The organism is Bradyrhizobium acaciae (assembly GCF_020889785.1).
In the GTDB taxonomy this organism is placed as follows: domain Bacteria; phylum Pseudomonadota; class Alphaproteobacteria; order Rhizobiales; family Xanthobacteraceae; genus Bradyrhizobium; species Bradyrhizobium acaciae.
The window spans coordinates 11,148-31,222 of the sequence record NZ_JACMYK010000023.1 but is presented as its reverse complement, the minus strand read 5'-3'; the positions used below and the strand labels follow the sequence as shown (position 1 = coordinate 31,222).

Genomic DNA, 20,075 nt, shown 5'->3' with positions numbered 1-20,075 from the left:
GGCCAACGTGTCTCTCACTGCGGTTCCCTTAGGTGCCAATCACCCTTTCGGCGCTCGATAGAGGTCGGAGTGCTTCGTTGTGGCGCTCCCAACGACGAGGCAAGAAGGTTGACGCGGGCGTTTCCGTCCCAACCAGTAAATTCATAGAGCCATTTACCGTCATCCGGAGTGCGATAGTGCCACTCATTAAGAGATGAGCTTGGCTTGCTCGGAACTATATCCATTCCGTTAGGAGGGCCCGAAGGCCCCTCACCCGAGGCGACGGATGCCAGCCAATGCTTATCCGGTGAATAGTGCGGAGGTGCAACGATGCTCGTATCGTTGCCCGCGTCAGCCCATACAAGACGATAGCTGACACCTTCCCAATAATCGATCTCGATCAAAATAAGATCGTGCTCAGGAAAATAGCCGACAAGTTGATATTTTACGCACCCGTCAGCGTCACTGCTCTGACACTTCGCTTCTTCGTTGAGATAAGTACGCGTCCTCCCGTTCCTAAACGTCAACTGCAAACCGGGACCAATGCGCCGGGCCAGTTCGCCAACCTGTTCCAGACACGCTTTCTCCGAGCGATCAATATCGCCTACGCCATGGTCGCCGATGCACCGGCCGTCCTGCGATGGATGATCGGAAAAGGAATAGGGAACGTCGGCGAATGCTGCCGCACCGATCAAGAGACATGCCGCCGCTGCGGCAATTGCCGACTGTGCGAGAACCAACTTCATTGCAGAGCCCAGGCCATTAAGTGGGCCGTCGTGATGACAGACAATCCCTTCTACTGGAGTTAATCGATCAACTCAAAGTTGCCTGATCATCGATGTCCGCTACGGGTCAAAAGGCGACAACGGCGGCTGACCGCGAGACTGTCCGCTTGGGGCCAACAGCGGAAATCAACCCGGGCTGATGACGTGTTCAAGAAGCCAGTCGAGATAGGCGCCACGATGATGTACGGTCAATGCTCGGTTAGCCGGGGAAGTAGTCTCACAGGGAGGACGATCATGAAAGCGCGATTTATTGTCGCCGTGGCAGCAACTCTGCTCCTACCGAATATATCCCAAGCTTCCGAAATCAAACTCCTTGCCTCCGTTGCAATGAAGGATGCGTATCTCGAATTGATCCCCGAGTTCGAGAAGGCGACAGGTCACAAGGTCTCTGTGGCGTGGTCAAGCACCCCCGATGTCCAGAAACGCATTGCGGCCGGCGAAGCCGCCGATTTGATCATCTTGGGCGACAGCGGAACTGAAGAGCTGATCAAGCAAGGTAAACTTGTCGCCAACAGTCGCGTCAATTTCGCGAAATCGGGCATCGGAGTTGCGGTGCGCGCTGGTACACCTAGGCCCGATATCAGCTCCGCAGACGCCGTGAAACGGTCAGTGCTCGCAGCAAAATCCGTCGCCTACTCTGCCGGAGCGAGCGGCATCTATCTCGTCAGCATGTTTCAGAAGCTCGGCATCTCCGACCAGGTCGAATCGAAAATTGCCACGGTGAAGCCGGGTGAACCGGTGGGTGAAGTGGTCGCGCGTGGCGAGGCCGAGATCGGATTTCACCAGGTGAGTGAGCTCATTCCCGTGAAGGGCATCCAAATTCTTGGACCGCTCCCGGCAGAGATCCAGAACATTACCGTATATTCGGGCGGCATTCATAGTGCGACGAAGGAGGCGGACGCCGCTACGGCGTTGGTTAAATTCCTCACCGCACCGGCCGCTGCACCGATCATCAAGAAGCATGGCCTAGAGCCAGGCTGATCGCTTCCCGTTATTTCGACGCGATGTCGCTTAAGGGTCACGAGCCGTAATACTTGCGGTGAGCAAATCACGTCGGCTCTGCCTCAGAGATGAGACCTATGCGAGCCCTGCTGGATTTGTCGCGATGGGGTCACAAGCCGATATCCCTGGACATCAGGTCGCGTGTCTGCTTCGCCCCTGAAAGCGGGCGTCCCAGTACGCGCCCTGGCACTCGCTTCGGCGCCGCCATCATTCCTAAACGGCTTCTTAACGCGCCGACCTCTATCATCGCGGGCGGACGGGCTGCGGCGTTTGCCGGGCACCAAGCTTTCACGACCGGGCGCATGAGCCAGAAATCGATCGAGCGGCTGAGGGATTATCTCGCGCAGCTTCCGCCGCAATCGCAGGCGTTGCTGATGCGGGAGCTGGAGCGCGCCGTCGAACGCGGCGATGATGTCGCGATCGCCAATCTGGTGCTGGAGCAGCTGCGCAAGATCGTGCGCGGGGCAGAGGCGGACGAGCAGATCGAGCCGCGCAGCGACGATCCGGCGCGGCTGCTGTTCCGGCCGCTGGAGCCGTTCCTTGCCGAGACCAATTTCCCGACCCGCCCCGGCCAGCTCCGGCGTGCCTCGTTGCTGCCGATCTGGCAGTGGCTGGCCCGCGAGGGCGCGCCCGAGGCGGCCCGTCAATTCGAGGCGGCGCTGGCGGCGGCCACCGAGAGCGGGCCGATCGAGATCGCCGCGCGCAAGTTCCAGCTGGCGGCTGCGGAAGCCATCCTCAAGATCGCCGGGCCTTCGCAGGACGACCGTCAGCGCGCACTGTCGCGCGTCGGTCCGCCGAGCGTGGTCGAGGACCTGCTGCCGATCGGTCTTGTGCTGCAGGCCCGTGAAGCCCTGGAAACCCTCGGCAGCCGGCTGCCGAGTCAGATCCGGGTGTTTGCCGATTCCCAGATCGCCTCCGCGATGGAGGCGCTCAAGCTGCCGTCGCTCCAGACGCCGCAGCTGCTGCCGTTCGCGTTGTCATTGATCGCGCAGCGGCTCGCTGCGCCCTGGCAGATCATTCGCCTCGCCATCAAGATGGCGGCCTCCGACGACGAGTTGCGGGTTGCGGCAACGCCCTATGGCATTGCCGTCACCATCGCGCTGCATGATTTGTCGTTCGTCGCGGCCTGTCTGCGCACCGACATCAGGCGCGGACATTTCGACTATGTCGGCGAGCAGCTCAAGACCCTGCATGACGGTGTCCGCGGCTTGCGCACCGAGCTCGACCTGCGCAACGATTCCACCTGGGGCCGCCAGCTGACCTCGGTTCGCGCCGACACCTCGAACGCGCTGCAATCGGAGATCGACAGCGTGCCGGGCCGGGTCCGCCGCATCCTGCGCCAGCGTGCCGACAAGGACATCACGGCCGGCGCCAAGATCGATGCGTCCGAGGTCGAGGACGCCGCCGCCCTGATCGATTTCGTCGCGGTGTGCCGCACCTATGCCAGCGAGCTCGCCATCAACGAGGTGACGCTGCGGACCTTCTCCGACCTGCAACATTACGTCGAGCAGTCGACCGAGGGCCTGGTGCAGTCACTGCGCGGCGGCGACGCCCGGGTCCGCGCCTTCCGCCAGCAGCAGGTCAAGGCCGCGATCCGCTTCTGCGAGGTGCTGTTCGGCCACGACTACGCCTCGTTGATGAACCGGGCGGCGGAGAATGCCGTGACCGGCGAGCGGAAGTCGTCGCGGGCGGGGTAGCAGTTCCGCGGACAATAACGGGCGGGAAAGAACAAGGAATTGCAGTGATGGCCAATCACCGCAATTTCCACCTGTCGTCCTGTGCAGGATTCCGGGGCCATCTCCGAATTCAAGTCACACTATATCGTACGCAGGAACCTACCGAGCATTTCATTAAAGTCTTTCGACCCATACATATCCCGTACGATATTGGACTCGTGCTCCGCCAGTCTCTTTCTGATGGAGTTCTCATCGCACGATAAAGACTTGGCGAGTGCGACAATTTCTGCAACGCGCAACACTGAGTAGCTAACGGTCCATTCGAACTTCTTTTTTCCTTTCAGGAGCAAAGCCTTGATTCCGGATGGGGTTTCGATTGACCAGAATGTCGGCTTGAGAAGCTCCTCCACCATTTCGTTCAGACGGATTGGCCAACTATCCGGAGCCTGAGGGTCTGGCACACACATTCTCTGCCAGCCAAGTTGGCGTGCCGCGTCAAAAAGGGTCCAGCACGGCCGCCGACTTAAGGGCCAAGTATCGTTTCCAAACGTCGGGTGGAGATACGGAAAAATCGCCGGCAATGCAGCCATGACTTTCGTCCGCGAGGCAGCGTTGAACACCCCGAACTGGGGAGCATACGCACGCAGTGCAGGCTTGTATGCCAAGTAAGCGACATGGGTGACCCCCGACGTGCTTCCGTCAAAAATGTACCAAAGATCACCTTTGCCAAAGACCTCGTACTCAGGCGTTCTCCGATATCCAAGGGCCTCGAACGCGGTCCGAAATTCAACGACTCTCGATTTCATCGGCGACGTCTTCAGTTGTTGTCCGATCACGGTGACAGTTCATTTAATTGCAAAGTCGCGCCCTGAGGGGAAGCACCGCCGGACAATCCCATGGGTCAACAATTAGATGCACCCTAGTTCGCGAGCATTTCAACGCGAACCAACGACCCCGCCAAGGCGGGACGACAACCCTTTGCGATATTTCGGAATAATGGAAGTGTGCACTTGAGTTGCCCGACGTGTCAACCGTCAATCGAGCGCCGGCGCCAGTCGGCTACTGTGCATGGGGTTGTTTTCGATATTTTGGTGGCGCGCGCCTTCGCTCCGAGACACCGGTGCAATACCGCCGGGACGGCACCGGAAAATCGCCCGATTTCGACCTTCGGTCGATCCAGTAATTGTCAATTGCCGGGCTCGCCGCCGGTGGTGTAAAGCGATTCTAAGGTGGCTTGCCGGAAGCCGCCGTTCCATCCGGGAACCGCTTGATGACGCTGTGGTTTGTGTTCGCGCTGATGACGGTCGCGGCGATCTTTGCCGTGCTGTGGCCGCTCAGCCGCCGCGAGCGGGCGGACTCGGGCGGCAGCGAGGTCGTGGTCTACCGGGACCAGCTCGCCGAAATCGATCGCGACATGGCCTCAGGGATCATCGGCGCCGCCGAGGCTGATGCTGCGCGGATCGAGATCAGCCGCCGGTTGCTTGCCGCCGCCGACCAGAGCGGACGTGAAGAGCCGGTGCAGGGCAGTCTCAACCTGCGACGGACTGCCGCGATCGTCGCGCTGGTCGGATTGCCGGTGATTGCGTCGGGTTTCTATCTCGCGCTTGGCTCGCCACGCCTCGGCGACTTTCCGCTGGCCGAGCGCAGCCGGGTGGCCGATGCCAACCAGCCGCTCACCAATCTGGTCGCGCAGGTCGAGGCCCATCTGGAGAAGAACCCGACCGATGGCCGCGGCTGGACGGTGCTGGCGCCGGTGCTGTCGCGGCTCGGCCGCTACGATGACGCGGTGCGCGCCTATCGCAACGCCATCACCTATGCCGGCGACAGCGCCGATCGCCGCGCCGATCTCGGCGAGGCCTTGATGGGGAGCGCCGGCGGCGTCGTCACCGCGGAGGCCAAAGCGGAGTTCGAGCGCGCGGTCGCGCTGAATGGCGACGATGCCAAGGCGAACTATTTCCTCGGCCTCGCCGCCGAGCAGGACGGCCGCAAGGCCGACGCCGCGGCGCTCTGGCAGAAGATGCTGGCGAAGGGGCCATCCGACGCGCCGTGGCGGCCTCTGGTACAGGCCGCGCTGGTTCGGGTCGGCGGCAGCGTGCCAGACGTCCCACCGGGCGTCAGCGCGCCGAGGCTGCCTGACGGCGCGGTGGCGGCGGCCAAGGACATGAGCGAGGCCGATCGCGGCACCATGATCAAGGGCATGGTCGATCGGCTGGCGACGCGGCTGAAGACCAACGGCGACGACGTCGAAGGCTGGCTGCGGCTGGTCCGCGCCTATCTCGTGATGGGGGAGCGCGACAAGGCGATGAGCGCGCTCGCCGATGCCCGTCAGGCTGTCGCCAACGATGCGGACCGATTGCGTCAGCTCAATGAAGGGCTGAAGAATCTCGGGTTGGATGGATAGAGCATGACGCCGAAAAGTGCACCGCGGTTTTCGGATGACGTCATGCGCAAGGATAGACCATGACCAGGAAGCAACGGCGTTTGACACTGATCGGCTGCGCGCTCGTCGTGCTCGCGATCGCCGCGGGCCTGGTGCTGAACGCGCTACGCGATTCCATCGTGTTCTTCTCGACGCCGTCGATGGTCGCCGAAAAGCATCTCGGTCCGGGCAAGCGCTTCCGCCTCGGCGGCCTGGTCGAACAAGGCTCGCTCAAGCGCGGCGACAACCTCGCGGTGACCTTCACCGTCGGCGACGGCGGCGCGACGTTGCCGGTCGCCTATAAGGGCATCCTGCCGGACCTGTTCCGCGAGGGGCAGGGCGTCATTGCGGAAGGCGCGCTCGATGCGTCGGGCGTGTTCCGCGCCGACACCGTGCTCGCCAAGCATGACGAGACCTACATGCCGAAGGACGTCGCCGATGCACTGAAGAAGCAGGGCCACTGGAAGGACGATTACGGCAAGAAGCCGGGCGATATGCCGAGCGCCTCTGCGGCGCCGACCCAGGGAGCCATGCGGTGATCGCCGAAAGCGGACATTATGCCCTGGTGCTCGCTCTCGCGCTTGCGCTGATCCAGTCCATCGTGCCGATCGTCGGCGCGCGCTGGCGCGATGCGGCGCTGATGAACGTCGCGCGCTCGACCGCGCTCGCCCAATTGCTGTTCGTCGCGGCCTCGTTCGCCGCGCTGGTGACCGTGCACGTCACCTCGGATTTCTCGGTCGCCAATGTCTACGAGAATTCGCATTCGCTGAAGCCGCTGCTCTACAAGATCACCGGCGTGTGGGGAAACCATGAAGGCTCGATGCTGCTGTGGGTGTCGATCCTGGCGCTGTTCGGCGGCCTGGTCGCCGCCTTCGGCAACAATCTGCCGCTGTCGCTGCGCGCGCATGTGCTGGCGGTGCAGGCCTGGGTCGCCAGCGCCTTCTATCTGTTCATCCTGATCACCTCGAATCCGTTCCTGCGTATCGCCAATCCGCCGATCGAGGGACGCGACCTCAATCCGGTGCTGCAGGACATCGGCCTCGCGGTGCATCCGCCGATGCTCTATCTCGGCTATGTCGGCTTCTCGATCTCGTTCTCGTTCGCGGTAGCGGCGCTGCTGGAAGGGCGGATCGACGCCGCCTGGGCGCGCTGGGTGCGGCCGTGGACGCTGATGGCGTGGATCTTCCTGACGCTCGGCATCGCGATGGGCTCCTACTGGGCCTATTACGAGCTCGGCTGGGGCGGCTGGTGGTTCTGGGATCCGGTCGAGAACGCCTCGCTGATGCCGTGGCTGGCCGGCACTGCGCTGTTGCATTCGGCGCTGGTGATGGAGAAGCGCAGCGCGCTGAAGGTCTGGACCGTCCTGCTGTCGATCCTGACCTTCTCGCTGTCGCTGCTCGGCACCTTCCTGGTGCGCTCCGGCGTGCTGACGTCGGTTCACGCCTTCGCCACCGATCCGACGCGCGGCGTGTTCATTCTGCTGATCCTGTTCGTCTTCATTGGCGGCAGCCTGTCGCTCTATGCCTGGCGCGCGCCGGCGCTGAAGCAGGGCGGGCTGTTCGCGCCGATCTCGCGTGAAGGCGCGCTGGTGCTCAACAATCTGCTGCTGACCACGGCGTGCGCGACGGTGTTCATCGGCACGCTGTATCCGCTGGCGCTCGAGGTCCTGACCGGCGAGAAGATCTCGGTCGGCGCGCCGTTCTTCAATTTCACCTTTGCGCCGTTGTTCGTGCCGCTGCTGCTCGCGGTGCCGTTCGGGCCGCTGCTGGCCTGGAAGCGCGGCGACCTGCTCGGCGCGGCGCAGCGGCTGATGGTCGCCGGCATCACCGCCCTGGTTGCCATCGCGCTGGTGCTTGCGTGGACCCATGGCGGCGCGACCCTGGCGCCGCTTGCGATCGGGCTTGCGGCGTTCGTGATCATGGGCGCGCTGTGCGATCTCGCCGAACGCATCGCGCTGTTCCGGATTCCGCTGTCGCTCTCGCTGCGCCGTGCCCGCGGTCTGCCGCGTGCCACCTGGGGCACGGCGTTTGCGCATGCCGGTCTCGGCATAGCCCTGATCGGGATCGTCTGCGAGACCACCTGGAACAGCGAATATATCGGCTCCATGAAGCCGGACGACGTCGCCCGCGTCGCCGGCTACGAGCTGCGGCTCGATGGCCTGAACCCGCGGCAGGGGCCGAACTTCCGCGAGATGGTCGCGCAATTCACCGTGACGCGTGACGGCGAGAAGGTCAGCGTGATGACCCCGTCGAAGCGCAACTTCACTACCCGCGGCGCCTCGACCACCGAGGCCGCGCTGCTGACCCGCGGCGCCAGCCAGCTCTACATATCGTTAGGTGATACCTCGGCCGACGGCACCATCGCGGTGCGCATCTATCACAAGCCGCTGGTGCTGATGATCTGGTGGGGGCCGGTGCTGATGGCGTTCGGCGGCCTGCTGTCGTTGTCCGACCGCCGCTTGCGGGTCGGCGCGCCGAAGCCGGCTAAAGCCGCCGTGCGCGCCTTGCAGGCGGCCGAGTGATGCGGTCGCGCGCTCTTGCAGCCGCCGTACTTGCGGCAACCCTGATGCTCGGTGCGATGCCGGCCCGCGCCGTGCTGCCCGACGAGATCATGGCGGATCCGGCGAAGGAGGCGAGGGCGCGGGAGCTCTCCAAAGAGCTGCGCTGCATGGTCTGCCAGAACCAGTCGATCGATGATTCGGAGGCGCCGCTGGCGCGCGACCTCCGCCTGCTGGTGCGCGAACGCATCTCGGCCGGCGACAGCGACCGCCAGGTGATCGATTTCCTGGTGGCCAGATACGGCGAATTCGTGCTGCTGAAGCCGCGCCTCAACGAGCATACGCTGGTGCTGTGGCTGACCCCGCCGCTGGCGCTCTTGCTGGGCGGTTTTGCGCTCTGGCGCTTCGGGCGCCGCAAGGCAGATCCGGCCGCTGCCGGGGGCGATTCCAGCCCCGCATTGACGTCCGACGAGCAGGCGCGGCTGGAACGGCTGCTGGCGGTGGAATCCGCGCCGGACAAGCCGCTTTAGTTCCTTACTAAGTCGTTTATTTGCCCGCGCTATTCTGCCGCAGCCCGGGTCGGCTCGATTACCAAAGTTTAATTCCGCAGCCAGCGCGCCGTAAGGCTGATGACCCCATGTTCAGACGCATCAGGTGCTTGCCCCGCACCGAATGATTCTGGCCCTGGAGATTTCAAGACATGACCGACCGTCCCGACCTCTCGACCCTGCCGTCCTACAAGGCGCCGAAGCGCTCGCTGTTCTCTGTCCGCAAACTCGCGCTGATGGCGTCGGTTGTGGCCGGCCTCGGTGCCGCCACCTACGGCCTCAGCCCCACCCACAATCCCGCCGACCTGTTCTCGACGCCTGCGCATGCGCAGGTCAACAACGAGGTCAAGAAGGTTCAGCAGCCGGTCGGGTTTGCCGACATCGTCGAGCGCGTGAAGCCGTCGGTGATCTCGGTCAAGGTCAACATTCGCGAGAAGGTCGCCAAGGACGACAGCGGCAATAACGAGGATTCGCCGTTCCAGCCGGGTTCGCCGATGGAGCGCTTCTTCCGCCGCTTCGGCGGTCCGGATGGCTTGCCCCCGGGTCTGCGCGGTGGACCGCGTGGCGGTGGAGTGGTGACGGGCCAAGGCTCCGGCTTCTTCATCTCGGCTGACGGCTTTGCCGTGACCAACAATCACGTCGTCGACGGCGCCGACAAGGTCGAAGTCACGACCGACGACGGCAAGACCTATTCCGCCAAGGTGATCGGCACCGATCCGCGCACCGACCTCGCGCTGATCAAGGTCGAGGGCGGCTCGAACTTCCAGTTCGCCAAACTCTCCGACAGCAAGCCGCGCATCGGCGACTGGGTGCTGGCGGTCGGCAATCCCTTCGGCCTCGGCGGCACCGTGACCGCGGGCATCGTCTCCGCCTCCGGCCGCGACATCGGCAACGGCCCGTATGACGACTTCATCCAGATCGATGCGCCCGTGAACAAGGGCAATTCGGGTGGTCCGGCGTTCGACGTGTCCGGTGAGGTGATGGGCGTCAATACGGCGATCTACTCGCCGTCCGGCGGCAGCGTCGGCATCGCGTTCTCGATCCCGGCCCAGACCGTCAAGAGCGTGGTTGCCCAGCTGAAGGACAAGGGTTCGGTCAGCCGTGGCTGGATCGGCGTCCAGATCCAGCCGGTGACCTCTGATATTGCCGACAGCCTCGGCATGAAGAAGGCCGAAGGCGCGCTGGTCGCCGAACCGCAGGCCAACGGCCCAGCGGCCAAGGCCGGCATCGAGTCCGGTGACGTCATCACCGCCGTCAATGGCGAGCCGGTGAAGGATGCGCGCGAACTCGCCCGCACCATCGGCGGCCTCGCGCCCGGCAATGCCGTGAAGCTGAACGTGCTGCACAAGGGTCAGGACAAGACCGTCAGCATCACGCTCGGCCAGTTGCCGAACAGCCTGGAAGCCAAGGCTGATACCGACAACAGCGACAAGGGCAATTCGTCCCGTGGCACCGACGTGCCGAAGCTGGGCCTCACCGTGGCGCCTGCCAACAGCGTGGCCGGCGCCGGCAAGGAAGGCGTTGTCGTGACCGAAGTCGATCCCAAGAGTGCTGCCGCTGAGCGGGGCTTCAAGGAAGGCGACGTGATTCTCGAGGTCGCCGGCAAGTCCGTCGGCACCGCCGGTGAGGTGCGCGATGCGATCACCTCGGCGCGCAATGACAACAAGAACAGCGTTCTCATGCGCGTGAAGAGCGGCGGTTCGTCGCGCTTTGTGGCAGTGCCGCTGGCCAAGGGATAACTATCTATGAGTTGGAGAGCGTCGCCGGCATTAGTCGCCCCCGCCGACGGCGCTTTCCGGGGGGCGGGCCCCTTGCTCGCTCCCTATGTTGCCTTTCGATGGAATATGCCCCCCTCCGTCGGAAGGTCTCAGGGCGGTGGAGTCCCCCAGCTTCACCGCCCACTTTTTCCCAACAATTCGAGAATACGCGCGGTCGTCTTGCATGTGCAGGCCGGCCGCGCCATGCTGACAGAGGGCCCATTCCCGTGACCGCAACCGCTCCGCAAATGCGTATCCTGATCATCGAAGACGACCGCGAGTCAGCCGACTATCTGGTCAAGGCATTCCGTGAAGTCGGCTATATCGCGGATCTCGCCTCCGACGGCGAGGAGGGGCTGTCGATGGCCGAATCCGGCGATTACGACGTGCTGGTCGTGGATCGCATGCTGCCGAAGCGCGACGGGCTGTCGCTGATCGGCAATTTGCGCGACAAGGGCAACCGGACACCGGTCCTGATCCTCTCGGCGCTCGGCCAGGTCGATGACCGCATCAAGGGCCTGCGCGCTGGCGGCGACGACTATCTGCCGAAGCCGTATTCCTTCGCCGAACTGCTCGCGCGCGTCGAGGTGCTGTCGCGGCGCAATGTCGGGCCGGCCGAGGAGACTACCTACAAGGTTGGCGACCTCGAGCTCGACCGGCTGTCGCACCGCGTCGCCCGCGGCAAGGATGAGCTGACCCTGCAGCCGCGCGAATTCCGCCTGCTCGAGTATCTGATGAAGCATGCAGGCCAGGTGGTGACGCGTACGATGCTGCTCGAGAATGTCTGGGATTATCACTTCGATCCGCAGACCAACGTCATCGACGTCCACATCTCGCGGCTGCGCTCCAAGATCGACAAGGGTTTCGAGCGGCCGCTGCTGCATACCATCCGCGGCGCGGGGTATATGATCCGTGACGGCATTCGGTAAACTGATCCGGACCACGGCGTTTCGGCTGACGCTGGTCTACCTGTTCCTGTTCGCGCTGTTTGCCGCCTCGCTGCTGGCCTATTTCGCATGGAACACGCGCCGGCTGATCACCGAGCAGATCACGACGACCGTCAACGTCGAGATCGGCGAGATCACCGCCATCTATAATCGCCGCGGCCTGCACGGGCTGCTGACCACCATGGGCAATCGTGCGCTGCGGCCGGGCGCCAACCTCTATCTCCTGACCGCGCCGAATGGGCAGGCGCTGGCCGGCAATGTCGGCTCGCTGGCGCCGGGCGTGATGAGCATGCAGGGCTGGACCGAGACCGCCTATCGCCGGATCGACGAGCAGGACAAGTCCGATCACCGCGCGCTGGTGCGGGTCACCGAGATGGATAACGGCTTCCGCCTGCTGGTCGGGCGCGACCTCGAGGAACGGCGGCGGCTGTTCGGTATCGTTGCCAAGGCCGCGCAATGGTCGATCCTCGTCGTCGTCGTGCTCGGTATCGGCGGCGGCATCTTCGTCGCCCGCCGCGTGCTGCGCCGGATCGACGCCATGACCGGCACCACCAAGCGGATCATGGCGGGCGATCTGTCCGGCCGGCTGCCGGTCGGCCGCAGCGGCGACGAGCTCGACCGCCTCGCGGAAAATCTCAATGCCATGCTGGAGCGCATCGAGGCGCTGATGACGGGGCTGAAGGAGGTCTCCGACAACATCGCCCACGACCTCAAGACCCCGCTGACGCGGCTGCGCAACCGCGCGGAGGAGGCACTGGCGCGGTCGGGCTCCGAGACCGACTACCGCGCGGCGCTGGAGCGGACGATCGAGGAATCCGACGGCTTGATCCGCACCTTCAACGCGCTGTTGATGATCGCGCGCGCCGAGTCCGGCCAGGCGCGCGGCAACATGGACGATTTCGACGGCGCCGACGTCGCCAACGGCATCCACGAACTGTACGAGCCGCTGGCCGAGGACGACGGTATGACGCTGCAGGTGAAGACCGCGCCGGCGCCAATTCACGGCAACCGCGAATTGATCAGCCAGGCGGTCGCCAACCTGGTCGAGAATGCCATCAAATATGGCAAGCCCGATGCGGGCGTCGAGCCGATGAAGGCGGATGCGCGCGAGATCCTGATCGAGGCGCGGCGCGAGGGCGATCAGGTCCTGCTCAGCGTCACCGACCATGGTCCCGGTATCCCCGAGGGCGACCGCAAGCATGCCGTGGAGCGCTTCGTCCGGCTCGAGGCGAGCCGGACCTTACCCGGTTCCGGCCTCGGCCTCAGCCTGGCCTCGGCGGTTGCCACGCTCCATGGCGGCGAGCTCAGGCTCGGCGATGCCCATCCGGGGCTGGTGGCAACCCTGGTCCTGCCGGCGCGGGCGGGCGGCAGTGACAGGCTTGCGGCTCAAACGCAGGATGTGCCACAGAAGGCGGCATGAATGCCGCCGCGCCGGGAAACGCGGACCGACATCGTCTGGCCGCGCGGTTCGCGGACGGGCTGCATGTCGCCGCTTCCTTATCCGCCGATCAGCGCCTGACCGACTGGTTCGCCGAGCTCGAGCCGGCGCAATCGGCCGCGCTCGCAGCGTTGCTGGGGCATCCGTTTGCGCGGGACATCCTGCGCGGCATCGCCGAGTTCTCGCCCTATCTGTTCGAGCTCGCGCGCGCCGATGCCGCGCGGCTGATCCGGGTCCTGTCTTGCGACCCGGAACAGCATCTTGCCGGCCTGATCGAGACGACCTCGCGCGAGGTGCTCGCCGCCGGCAGCGAAGCCGACGTGATGGTTCTGCTTCGCCGCATGAAGGCGGAGGCCGCGCTGATGATCGCGCTGTGCGATATCGGGGGCGTCTGGCCGGTGATGCGGGTGACCGCGGCGCTGACCGACATTGCGGTGAATTCGGTGCAATCGGCGCTGCGCTATCTGTTCCGGCAGGAAATCGCGCGCGGCCGCATGACCGCCGCCGACCCCGAACATCCAGAGATCGGCTCCGGCCTGATCGTGCTCGCGATGGGCAAGATGGGCGCGGGCGAACTGAACTATTCCAGCGATATCGACCTGATCGTGTTCTTCGATCGCACGACCACCTCGCTCGCCGAGGACATCGAGCCGCAGCCGTTTTTCGTGCGCGTCACCCAGGCGATGGCGCGGATGCTCCAGCAGCGCTCTGGCGAGGGCTACGTGTTCCGGGTGGATCTTCGGCTGCGCCCGGACCCGGCCTCGACCCAGGTCGCGATCTCGACCGACGCGGCCCTGCATTATTATGAGCGCGAGGGCCGCACCTGGGAGCGCGCCGCGATGATCAAGGCGCGGCCCTGCGCCGGCGATCCCAAGGCCGGCGACGCGCTGGTCGCCGAGCTCGCGCCGTTCGTCTGGCGCAAGCATCTGGACTTTGCCGCGCTGGCCGACGTCCACGACATGAAGCGGCAGATGCAGACCTTTCGTGGCCAGAGCGAGATCTCGGTCGAGGGCCACAACGTCAAGGTCGGCCGCGGCGGCATCCGCGAGATCGAGTTCTTCGCCCAGACCCAGCAGCTGATCGCCGGCGGCCGCCATCCGGAGTTGCGGGTGCGGCCGACGCTGGAGGCGCTCAACGTGCTCGCCGACAGCAACTGGATCACCTTTGAAGCGCGCGACGAGTTGACCAAGGCGTACGAATTCCTGCGCCGGGTCGAGCACCGGCTGCAGATGATCGCCGACGAGCAGACCCACTCGCTGCCCGAAGCGCCCGAGGACGTCGAGCGCTTTGCGCGTTTCTTCGGCTACGAGAATCGCGAGGCCTTCGCCAAAGACCTGCTCGGCCAGCTCAAAATCGTGCAGAATCACTACGGCAAGCTGTTCGAGGGCGACGATCCGACCGGAAGCGCGAAGCTGCCGGATATCGACTATGGGGCCGGCCCCGACGACGGTCGCCTGATCGAGCATCTGGCCAGCCTCGGATTCAAGAAGCCAGTGATGGTTGCCGGCACCGTGCAGCAGTGGATCGAGGGGGATTATCGCGCGCTACGCGTGGAGGCGACGCGGGCGGCGTTCCTCGAATTCATTCCCGGTCTGATCGATGGCCTCGCACATGCCGAGGAGCCCGATGATGCGGTGACGGCGTTCGACCGCTTCCTGGCCGCGCTGCAGCGCGGTGGGCGGCTGATCTCGCTGCTGAGCCAGAACCGCGATTTCGTCGCGCTGGTGGCGCTGATCCTCGGTGCCGCGCCACGGCTCGGCGACATGCTGGCGCGGCAGCCGCGGATCATGGACGGCCTGGTCGACCCGCGCTTCTTCGGCGCGATGCCGGACAAGAAGGAGCTGTCGGAGCGGCTCGCCGCCACGCTGCAGGATGCCTCGTCCTATGAGGACTTCCTCGATCGTCTGAGATTGTTCGGCCAGGAGAGCCTGTTCCTGATCGGCACGCGGATCCTGTCCGGAACGGTGTCGGCGCAGCACGCCAGCACGGCCTTTGCCGATGTCGCCGAGGGCATCGTGCACACCGTGCACGGCCTCGTCACCGATCAGTTCGCCGCGCAATATGGCCGGATCAAGGGGCAGGAGACCGCGATCGTCGCGATGGGCCGGCTCGGCAGCCGCGAGATGACGGCGTCCTCCGATCTCGATCTGATCACGCTCTACGATTTCGACAGCGAGGCACCGGACTCCGACGGCGAGCGCTCGCTGCATGGCGCGCAATATTTCGCCCGCTTCACCCAGCGACTGATCAGCGCCTTCACGACCCGCACCAATTATGGCGTGCTCTACGAGGTCGACATGCGGTTGCGTCCGTCCGGGCGCGCCGGCCCGGTCGCCTCGCGGATCGACGCATTCGCCGATTACCAGGAGCGCGAGGCGTGGACCTGGGAACACATGGCGCTGACCCGCGCGCGGGTGATCTCGTCGTCGCCGGAGTTCCGCGAGAGGATCGAGGCGATCATCCGCAGCGTACTGACGCGACCGCGCGATGCGGCGTCGACCGCGGCCGACGTTGCCGACATGCGGCGCGCGATTGCGCTGGAGAAGGGCGAGGACGACGTCTGGGACCTCAAGCTCGCCGCCGGCGGGCTCGTCGACATCGATTTCATCGCGCAATACCTCCAACTCGCGCACGCGTCAGCGAAGCCGGAAATCCTCAGCGTCTCCACGTTGCAGGTGCTCGAGCATGCCGCCAAGCTGGGCCTGCTCGGCCAGTCCGAAGCCGAGATATTGCGCTCGGCGGCACGGCTGTATCATGACCTGACGCAGATCCTGCGGCTGTGCGTCACCGGCAAGTTCAATCCGGAGACGGCGGGCGAAGATCTGCTGCGTGTGATGGCGCGGGCCGGTGACACGCCGGATTTCTCCGCACTCGAAGCCCGCCTGCGCGAGACCCAGAGCGAGGTGCGCCGCGTGTTCAATGCGATCGTGGGCGGGGGGTAGATGAACCGTGAACTAAAGCTAATCCCGTCATCCTGAGGAGCCGCGTAGCGGCGTCTCGAAGGATGCACGGCCACCAGCCGGGCCGTCGACCCTTCGAGACGCGCGCAAGTGCGCGCTCCTCAGGGTGACGGTGATGGAAGGCCGCACGTTGTCGCTAGCCGCTACGCCTGCTGCTTCAGCTTCTGCAGCGCGTCGAGCACGTCGGGATCAAGGCCGGCGCCGCCGGCGTCGAGATGGGCGAAGATCTGCTTGCGCATCCGCGGATCCCAGAACTTCCAGATGTGCTCGGCAATGCCCTGCACGGCGCGGTCGCGGCCCTGGCTGTGGAAGAACTTTCCGATCTGGTTCGCCATATAGACCAGTTTGTCAGGCGACGACGACATACGGGGACTCCTTGCCGGGCACCGCGCCTGTGACGCGTTCCGGGTGGGTAAAGATTTCAAATCCGTCGGCGCGGGCGATCGCGGCCAGCGTGATGCCGGCGGCATCTGCCATCCGTACCGCAAGCGCGGTCGGCGCCGACACGGCAGCAATCAGCGGTGCGCCGATAGCGGCGGTCTTCTGCACCATTTCGACGGAGACGCGGCTGGTCAGCAGCACGATGCCGTCGCTCGCGTCGATCTTGTCGCGGGCCAGCGCACCGGCGAGCTTGTCGAGCGCGTTGTGGCGGCCGACGTCCTCGCGCAGCGCCACGATGTCGCGCGTGGCGGTCCAGAACGCGGCGGCGTGTACGGCGCGGGTCTGGTGATTGATCTCCTGCAGCGGTGCGACTGCTGCAACCGCGGTCATGATCTCGCGCGGGGAGAAGACGCGGCCGGCAGGCACCACCGCAGCCGGCCGGACCGCCTCGCTGATCGAGTCCAACCCGCAGAGGCCGCAGCCGGTCGGGCCGGCGATGTTGCGCCGCCGCTCGGCGATCCACTCGGCCTTGTCGGGCTTGAGCCACATCCTGAGCTCAATGCCGTCATCGAGCTCGACGATGTCGAGCGTCTCGATCTCGTCGGCCGATTGCACGACGCCTTCGCTCAGGCTGAAGCCGACGGCGAAGTCGGCGAGGTCCTCGGGCGAGCCCATCATCACGGCGTAGGTGCCGCCATTGTAGGTCAGCGCCAGCGGCGTCTCTTCCGGGATCAGCCGCGCGCCGTCGCTGAAGACGCCGTCGCGCCAGACTTTCCGGTTCGCCTTGTGGACGGGTTCGCGCATCGTTACTCCGCGGCTTCCACTATAGGCGCGATACGGCGGGAGTTGCGTGCCTGTTCGTCATAGGACTTCTGCCAATCGGACGGGCCGTTCGAAGGCGAGATCTGCACGGCGGTGACCTTGTACTCGGGACAGTTGGTCGCCCAGTCGGAGAAGTCGGTCGTGATGACGTTGGCCTGGGTGTCCGGGTGATGGAACGTGGTGTAGACCACACCCGGCGCCACGCGGTCGGTGATCTCTGCGCGCAGCGTGGTCTCGCCGGCGCGGCTTGCCAGCCGCACCCAGTCGCCGTCGCGTACGCCGCGCTGTTCGGCGTCGTGCGGATGGATCTCGAGCCGATCCTCGGCGTGCCAGACCACGTTTTCGGTGCGGCGGGTCTGCGCGCCGACATTGTACTGGCTGAGGATGCGGCCGGTGGTGAGCAGCAGCGGATAACGCGGGCCGGTGCGCTCGTCGGTCGCGATATATTCGGTGATGATGAACTTGCCTTTGCCGCGTACGAAGCCGCCGATATGCATCACGGGCGTGCCTTCCGGCGCCTTCTCGTTGCAAGGCCACTGTACCGAGCCGAGTTCGTCGAGCCTTGCATAGGAGACGCCCGCGAAGGTCGGCGTCAGCGCGGCGATCTCGTCCATGATCTCGGACGGATGGCTGTAGTTCATCTCGAAGCCCATTGCCTTGCCAAGCATGATCGTCACTTCCCAGTCGGCATAGCCGTTGAGCGGCGTCATCACCTTGCGGACGCGCTGGATGCGGCGTTCGGCATTGGTGAAGGTACCGTCTTTCTCGAGGAAGGTCGAGCCGGGCAGGAAGACGTGGGCGTAGTTCGCGGTCTCGTTCAGGAACAGGTCGTGGACGATGACGCATTCCATCGCCGACAGCGCCGCCACCACGTGCTTGGTGTTGGGGTCGGATTGCAGGATGTCCTCGCCCTGCACGTAGAGCCCCATGAAGGTGCCCTCGATCGCGGCATCGAACATGTTGGGGATGCGCAGGCCCGGCTCATTGTTGAGCTTGACGTTCCACATCGCCTCGAACTGCTCGCGCACGGCGTCGCCCGAGATATGGCGATAGCCGGGCAACTCGTGCGGGAACGAGCCCATGTCGCAGGAGCCTTGCACGTTGTTCTGGCCGCGCAGCGGGTTCACGCCGACGCCGGGCCGGCCGATATTGCCGGTCACCATCGCGAGGTTTGCGATCGCGATCACCGTGGTCGAGCCCTGGCTGTGCTCGGTCACGCCGAGCCCGTAATAAATTGCGCCGTTGCCGCCGGTGGCATAGATCCGCGCCGCCTCACGCAGGGCCTTCGGATCGACGCCGGTCATGATCGCGGTCGCTTCCGGGCTGTGCTTCGGCTCTGCGACGAAGGCGGCCCAATCCTCGAACTCGCTCCAGTCGCAGCGCTCGCGGACGAAGGCCTCGTCGACCAGCCCTTCGGTGACGATGACATGGGCGAGCGCGGTGAGTACGGCGACGTTGGTGCCGGGCATCAGCGGCAGATGCAGCGCCTTCACATGCGGCGATTCCACCATCTCGGTGCGGCGCGGATCGACCACGATCAGCTTGGCGCCCTGGCGCAACCGCTTCTTCAGCCGCGACGCGAACACCGGATGGGCCGAGGCGGGATTGGCGCCGATGATCAGCACGACGTCGGTGTCCTCCACCGAATCGAAATCCTGCGTGCCGGCCGAGGTGCCGAAGGTCTGCGACAGGCCGTAGCCGGTCGGCGAGTGGCAGACGCGGGCGCAGGTGTCGACATTGTTGTTGCCGAAGCCGCCGCGGATCAGCTTCTGCACCAGATAGGTTTCTTCATTGGTGCAGCGTGACGAGGTGATGCCGCCGACCGCGTCGCGACCATACTTCTGCTGGATGCCCTTGAACTTCGCCGCGGCGAAGTTGAATGCCTCGTCCCACGACACTTCCTGCCAGGGGTCCTCGATCCGTTCGCGGATCATCGGCTTCAGGATGCGCTCCTTGTGGGTGGTGTAGCCCCATGCGAAGCGGCCCTTGACGCAGGAATGGCCGCGATTGGCCTTGCCGTCCTTCCACGGCACCATGCGCACCACTTCCTCGCCGCGCATTTCGGCCTTGAAGGCGCAACCGACGCCGCAATAGGCGCAGGTGGTGACCACCGAATGCTCGGGCTGGCCGATCTCGATCACGGATTTTTCGGTCAGCGTCGCGGTCGGACAGGCCTGCACGCAGGCGCCGCAGGAGACGCATTCGGAGCCGAGGAAGCTCTCGTTCATGCCCGGCGAGACGCGGCTGTCGAAGCCGCGGCCGGAGATCGTCAGCGCGAAGGTGCCTTGCACCTCCTCGCAGGCGCGGACGCAGCGCGAGCAGACGATGCACTTCGAGGGATCGTAGGTGAAGTACGGATTGGATTCGTCCTTCGGCATCCAGTTGTCGTTTTCGCAGCCGTGCGCTTTGGCGAAGACGTGGTTCTCGCCCTCATAACCGTAACGCACGTCGCGCAGCCCTACGGCGCCTGCCATGTCCTGCAATTCGCAGTCGCCATTCGCGGCGCAGGTCAGGCAGTCCAGCGGATGGTCGGAGATGTAGAGCTCCATCACGCCCTTGCGCAGCTTCTTCAGCCGATCGCTCTGGGTGTGCACGACGAGGCCATTCGTCGCCGGCGTGGTGCAGGACGCCGGCGTGCCGGCGCGGCCCTCGATCTCGACCAGGCAGAGCCGGCAGGAACCGAAGGCGTCGACCATGTCGGTCGCGCACAGTTTTGGAATCTGGGTGCCGGCCTCCATCGCCGCGCGCATGATCGAGGTGCCCTCGGGCACGGTGATCTGATTGCCGTCGATGGTCAGCGTGACCATCGTTTCGGACTTGGATTTGGGCGTGCCGAAATCGATTTCCTGGATCAGCGACATCGT

At 64.9% G+C, this 20,075-nt stretch carries 15 protein-coding genes; 10 read left to right on the top strand and 5 right to left on the bottom strand.

Annotation, left to right across the window (positions count from 1 at the left end; translation table 11 throughout):
- Positions 1 to 14 precede the first annotated feature (14 nt).
- Positions 15 to 725: a hypothetical protein gene (locus tag H8A92_RS12605; RefSeq protein ID WP_229196102.1), complete on the bottom strand. Its 711-nt coding sequence runs from the start codon at positions 723 to 725 to the stop codon at positions 15 to 17.
- Between the two features lie 273 nt (positions 726 to 998).
- On the opposite strand from H8A92_RS12605, the gene modA reads away from it, so the two are divergent.
- Positions 999 to 1,745: a molybdate ABC transporter substrate-binding protein gene (modA, locus tag H8A92_RS12600; RefSeq protein WP_229196101.1), complete on the top strand. Its 747-nt coding sequence runs from the start codon at positions 999 to 1,001 to the stop codon at positions 1,743 to 1,745.
- Between the two features lie 323 nt (positions 1,746 to 2,068).
- On the top strand, positions 2,069 to 3,463 hold the full coding sequence (locus tag H8A92_RS12595) for a hypothetical protein (protein WP_229196100.1): 1,395 nt from the start codon (positions 2,069 to 2,071) through the stop codon (positions 3,461 to 3,463).
- Positions 3,464 to 3,582: 119 nt separating this feature from the next.
- On the opposite strand, the gene H8A92_RS12590 is transcribed toward H8A92_RS12595, so the two are convergent.
- The gene (locus tag H8A92_RS12590) at positions 3,583 to 4,248 is read right to left on the bottom strand and encodes a hypothetical protein (RefSeq protein ID WP_229196099.1); all 666 of its coding nucleotides are present in this window, start codon (positions 4,246 to 4,248) and stop codon (positions 3,583 to 3,585) included.
- 464 nt (positions 4,249 to 4,712) lie between these two features.
- Here H8A92_RS12590 and ccmI point away from each other — a divergent pair, with 464 nt between their 5' ends.
- The 8 genes from ccmI (at position 4,713) to H8A92_RS12550 (ending at position 15,990) form a co-directional block, all read left to right on the top strand.
- Positions 4,713 to 5,843: a c-type cytochrome biogenesis protein CcmI gene (gene ccmI / locus H8A92_RS12585; RefSeq protein WP_229196098.1), complete on the top strand. Its 1,131-nt coding sequence runs from the start codon at positions 4,713 to 4,715 to the stop codon at positions 5,841 to 5,843.
- A gap of 59 nt (positions 5,844 to 5,902) precedes the next feature.
- Positions 5,903 to 6,400 (top strand): cytochrome c maturation protein CcmE, encoded by a 498-nt coding sequence (gene ccmE / locus H8A92_RS12580; RefSeq protein ID WP_229196097.1) that lies wholly within the window; start codon positions 5,903 to 5,905, stop codon positions 6,398 to 6,400.
- A complete protein-coding gene (locus tag H8A92_RS12575; RefSeq protein WP_229196096.1) occupies positions 6,397 to 8,382 on the top strand; it encodes a heme lyase CcmF/NrfE family subunit in 1,986 nt (661 codons plus the stop codon). Before ccmE ends, H8A92_RS12575 begins: the two co-directional genes overlap by 4 nt.
- Positions 8,382 to 8,888 (top strand): cytochrome c-type biogenesis protein, encoded by a 507-nt coding sequence (locus H8A92_RS12570; RefSeq protein ID WP_229196095.1) that lies wholly within the window; start codon positions 8,382 to 8,384, stop codon positions 8,886 to 8,888. The genes H8A92_RS12575 and H8A92_RS12570 overlap by 1 nt, the downstream gene beginning before the upstream one ends.
- A 170-nt stretch (positions 8,889 to 9,058) precedes the next feature.
- Positions 9,059 to 10,645: a Do family serine endopeptidase gene (locus tag H8A92_RS12565; protein WP_229196094.1), complete on the top strand. Its 1,587-nt coding sequence runs from the start codon at positions 9,059 to 9,061 to the stop codon at positions 10,643 to 10,645.
- A gap of 266 nt (positions 10,646 to 10,911) precedes the next feature.
- Entirely contained in the window at positions 10,912 to 11,592 is a 681-nt protein-coding gene (locus H8A92_RS12560; RefSeq protein ID WP_229181684.1) for a response regulator transcription factor, read from the top strand.
- Positions 11,576 to 13,030: a sensor histidine kinase gene (locus H8A92_RS12555; protein ID WP_229196093.1), complete on the top strand. Its 1,455-nt coding sequence runs from the start codon at positions 11,576 to 11,578 to the stop codon at positions 13,028 to 13,030. The genes H8A92_RS12560 and H8A92_RS12555 overlap by 17 nt, the downstream gene beginning before the upstream one ends.
- Positions 13,027 to 15,990: a bifunctional [glutamine synthetase] adenylyltransferase/[glutamine synthetase]-adenylyl-L-tyrosine phosphorylase gene (locus H8A92_RS12550; protein WP_229196092.1), complete on the top strand. Its 2,964-nt coding sequence runs from the start codon at positions 13,027 to 13,029 to the stop codon at positions 15,988 to 15,990. Before H8A92_RS12555 ends, H8A92_RS12550 begins: the two co-directional genes overlap by 4 nt.
- A 161-nt stretch (positions 15,991 to 16,151) precedes the next feature.
- Here H8A92_RS12550 and H8A92_RS12545 read toward each other — a convergent pair whose 3' ends face one another.
- The 3 genes from H8A92_RS12545 to fdhF are packed head-to-tail and all read right to left on the bottom strand — an operon-like array spanning position 16,152 to position 20,072.
- Complete coding sequence (locus H8A92_RS12545) at positions 16,152 to 16,373, bottom strand: formate dehydrogenase subunit delta (protein WP_229196091.1); 222 nt, start codon at positions 16,371 to 16,373, stop codon at positions 16,152 to 16,154.
- Positions 16,357 to 17,193: a formate dehydrogenase accessory sulfurtransferase FdhD gene (gene fdhD, locus H8A92_RS12540; RefSeq protein WP_229196090.1), complete on the bottom strand. Its 837-nt coding sequence runs from the start codon at positions 17,191 to 17,193 to the stop codon at positions 16,357 to 16,359. The genes H8A92_RS12545 and fdhD overlap by 17 nt, the downstream gene beginning before the upstream one ends.
- Before the next feature lie 2 nt (positions 17,194 to 17,195).
- Positions 17,196 to 20,072: a formate dehydrogenase subunit alpha gene (gene fdhF / locus H8A92_RS12535; protein WP_229196089.1), complete on the bottom strand. Its 2,877-nt coding sequence runs from the start codon at positions 20,070 to 20,072 to the stop codon at positions 17,196 to 17,198.
- Between the last annotated feature and the right edge of the window lie 3 nt (positions 20,073 to 20,075).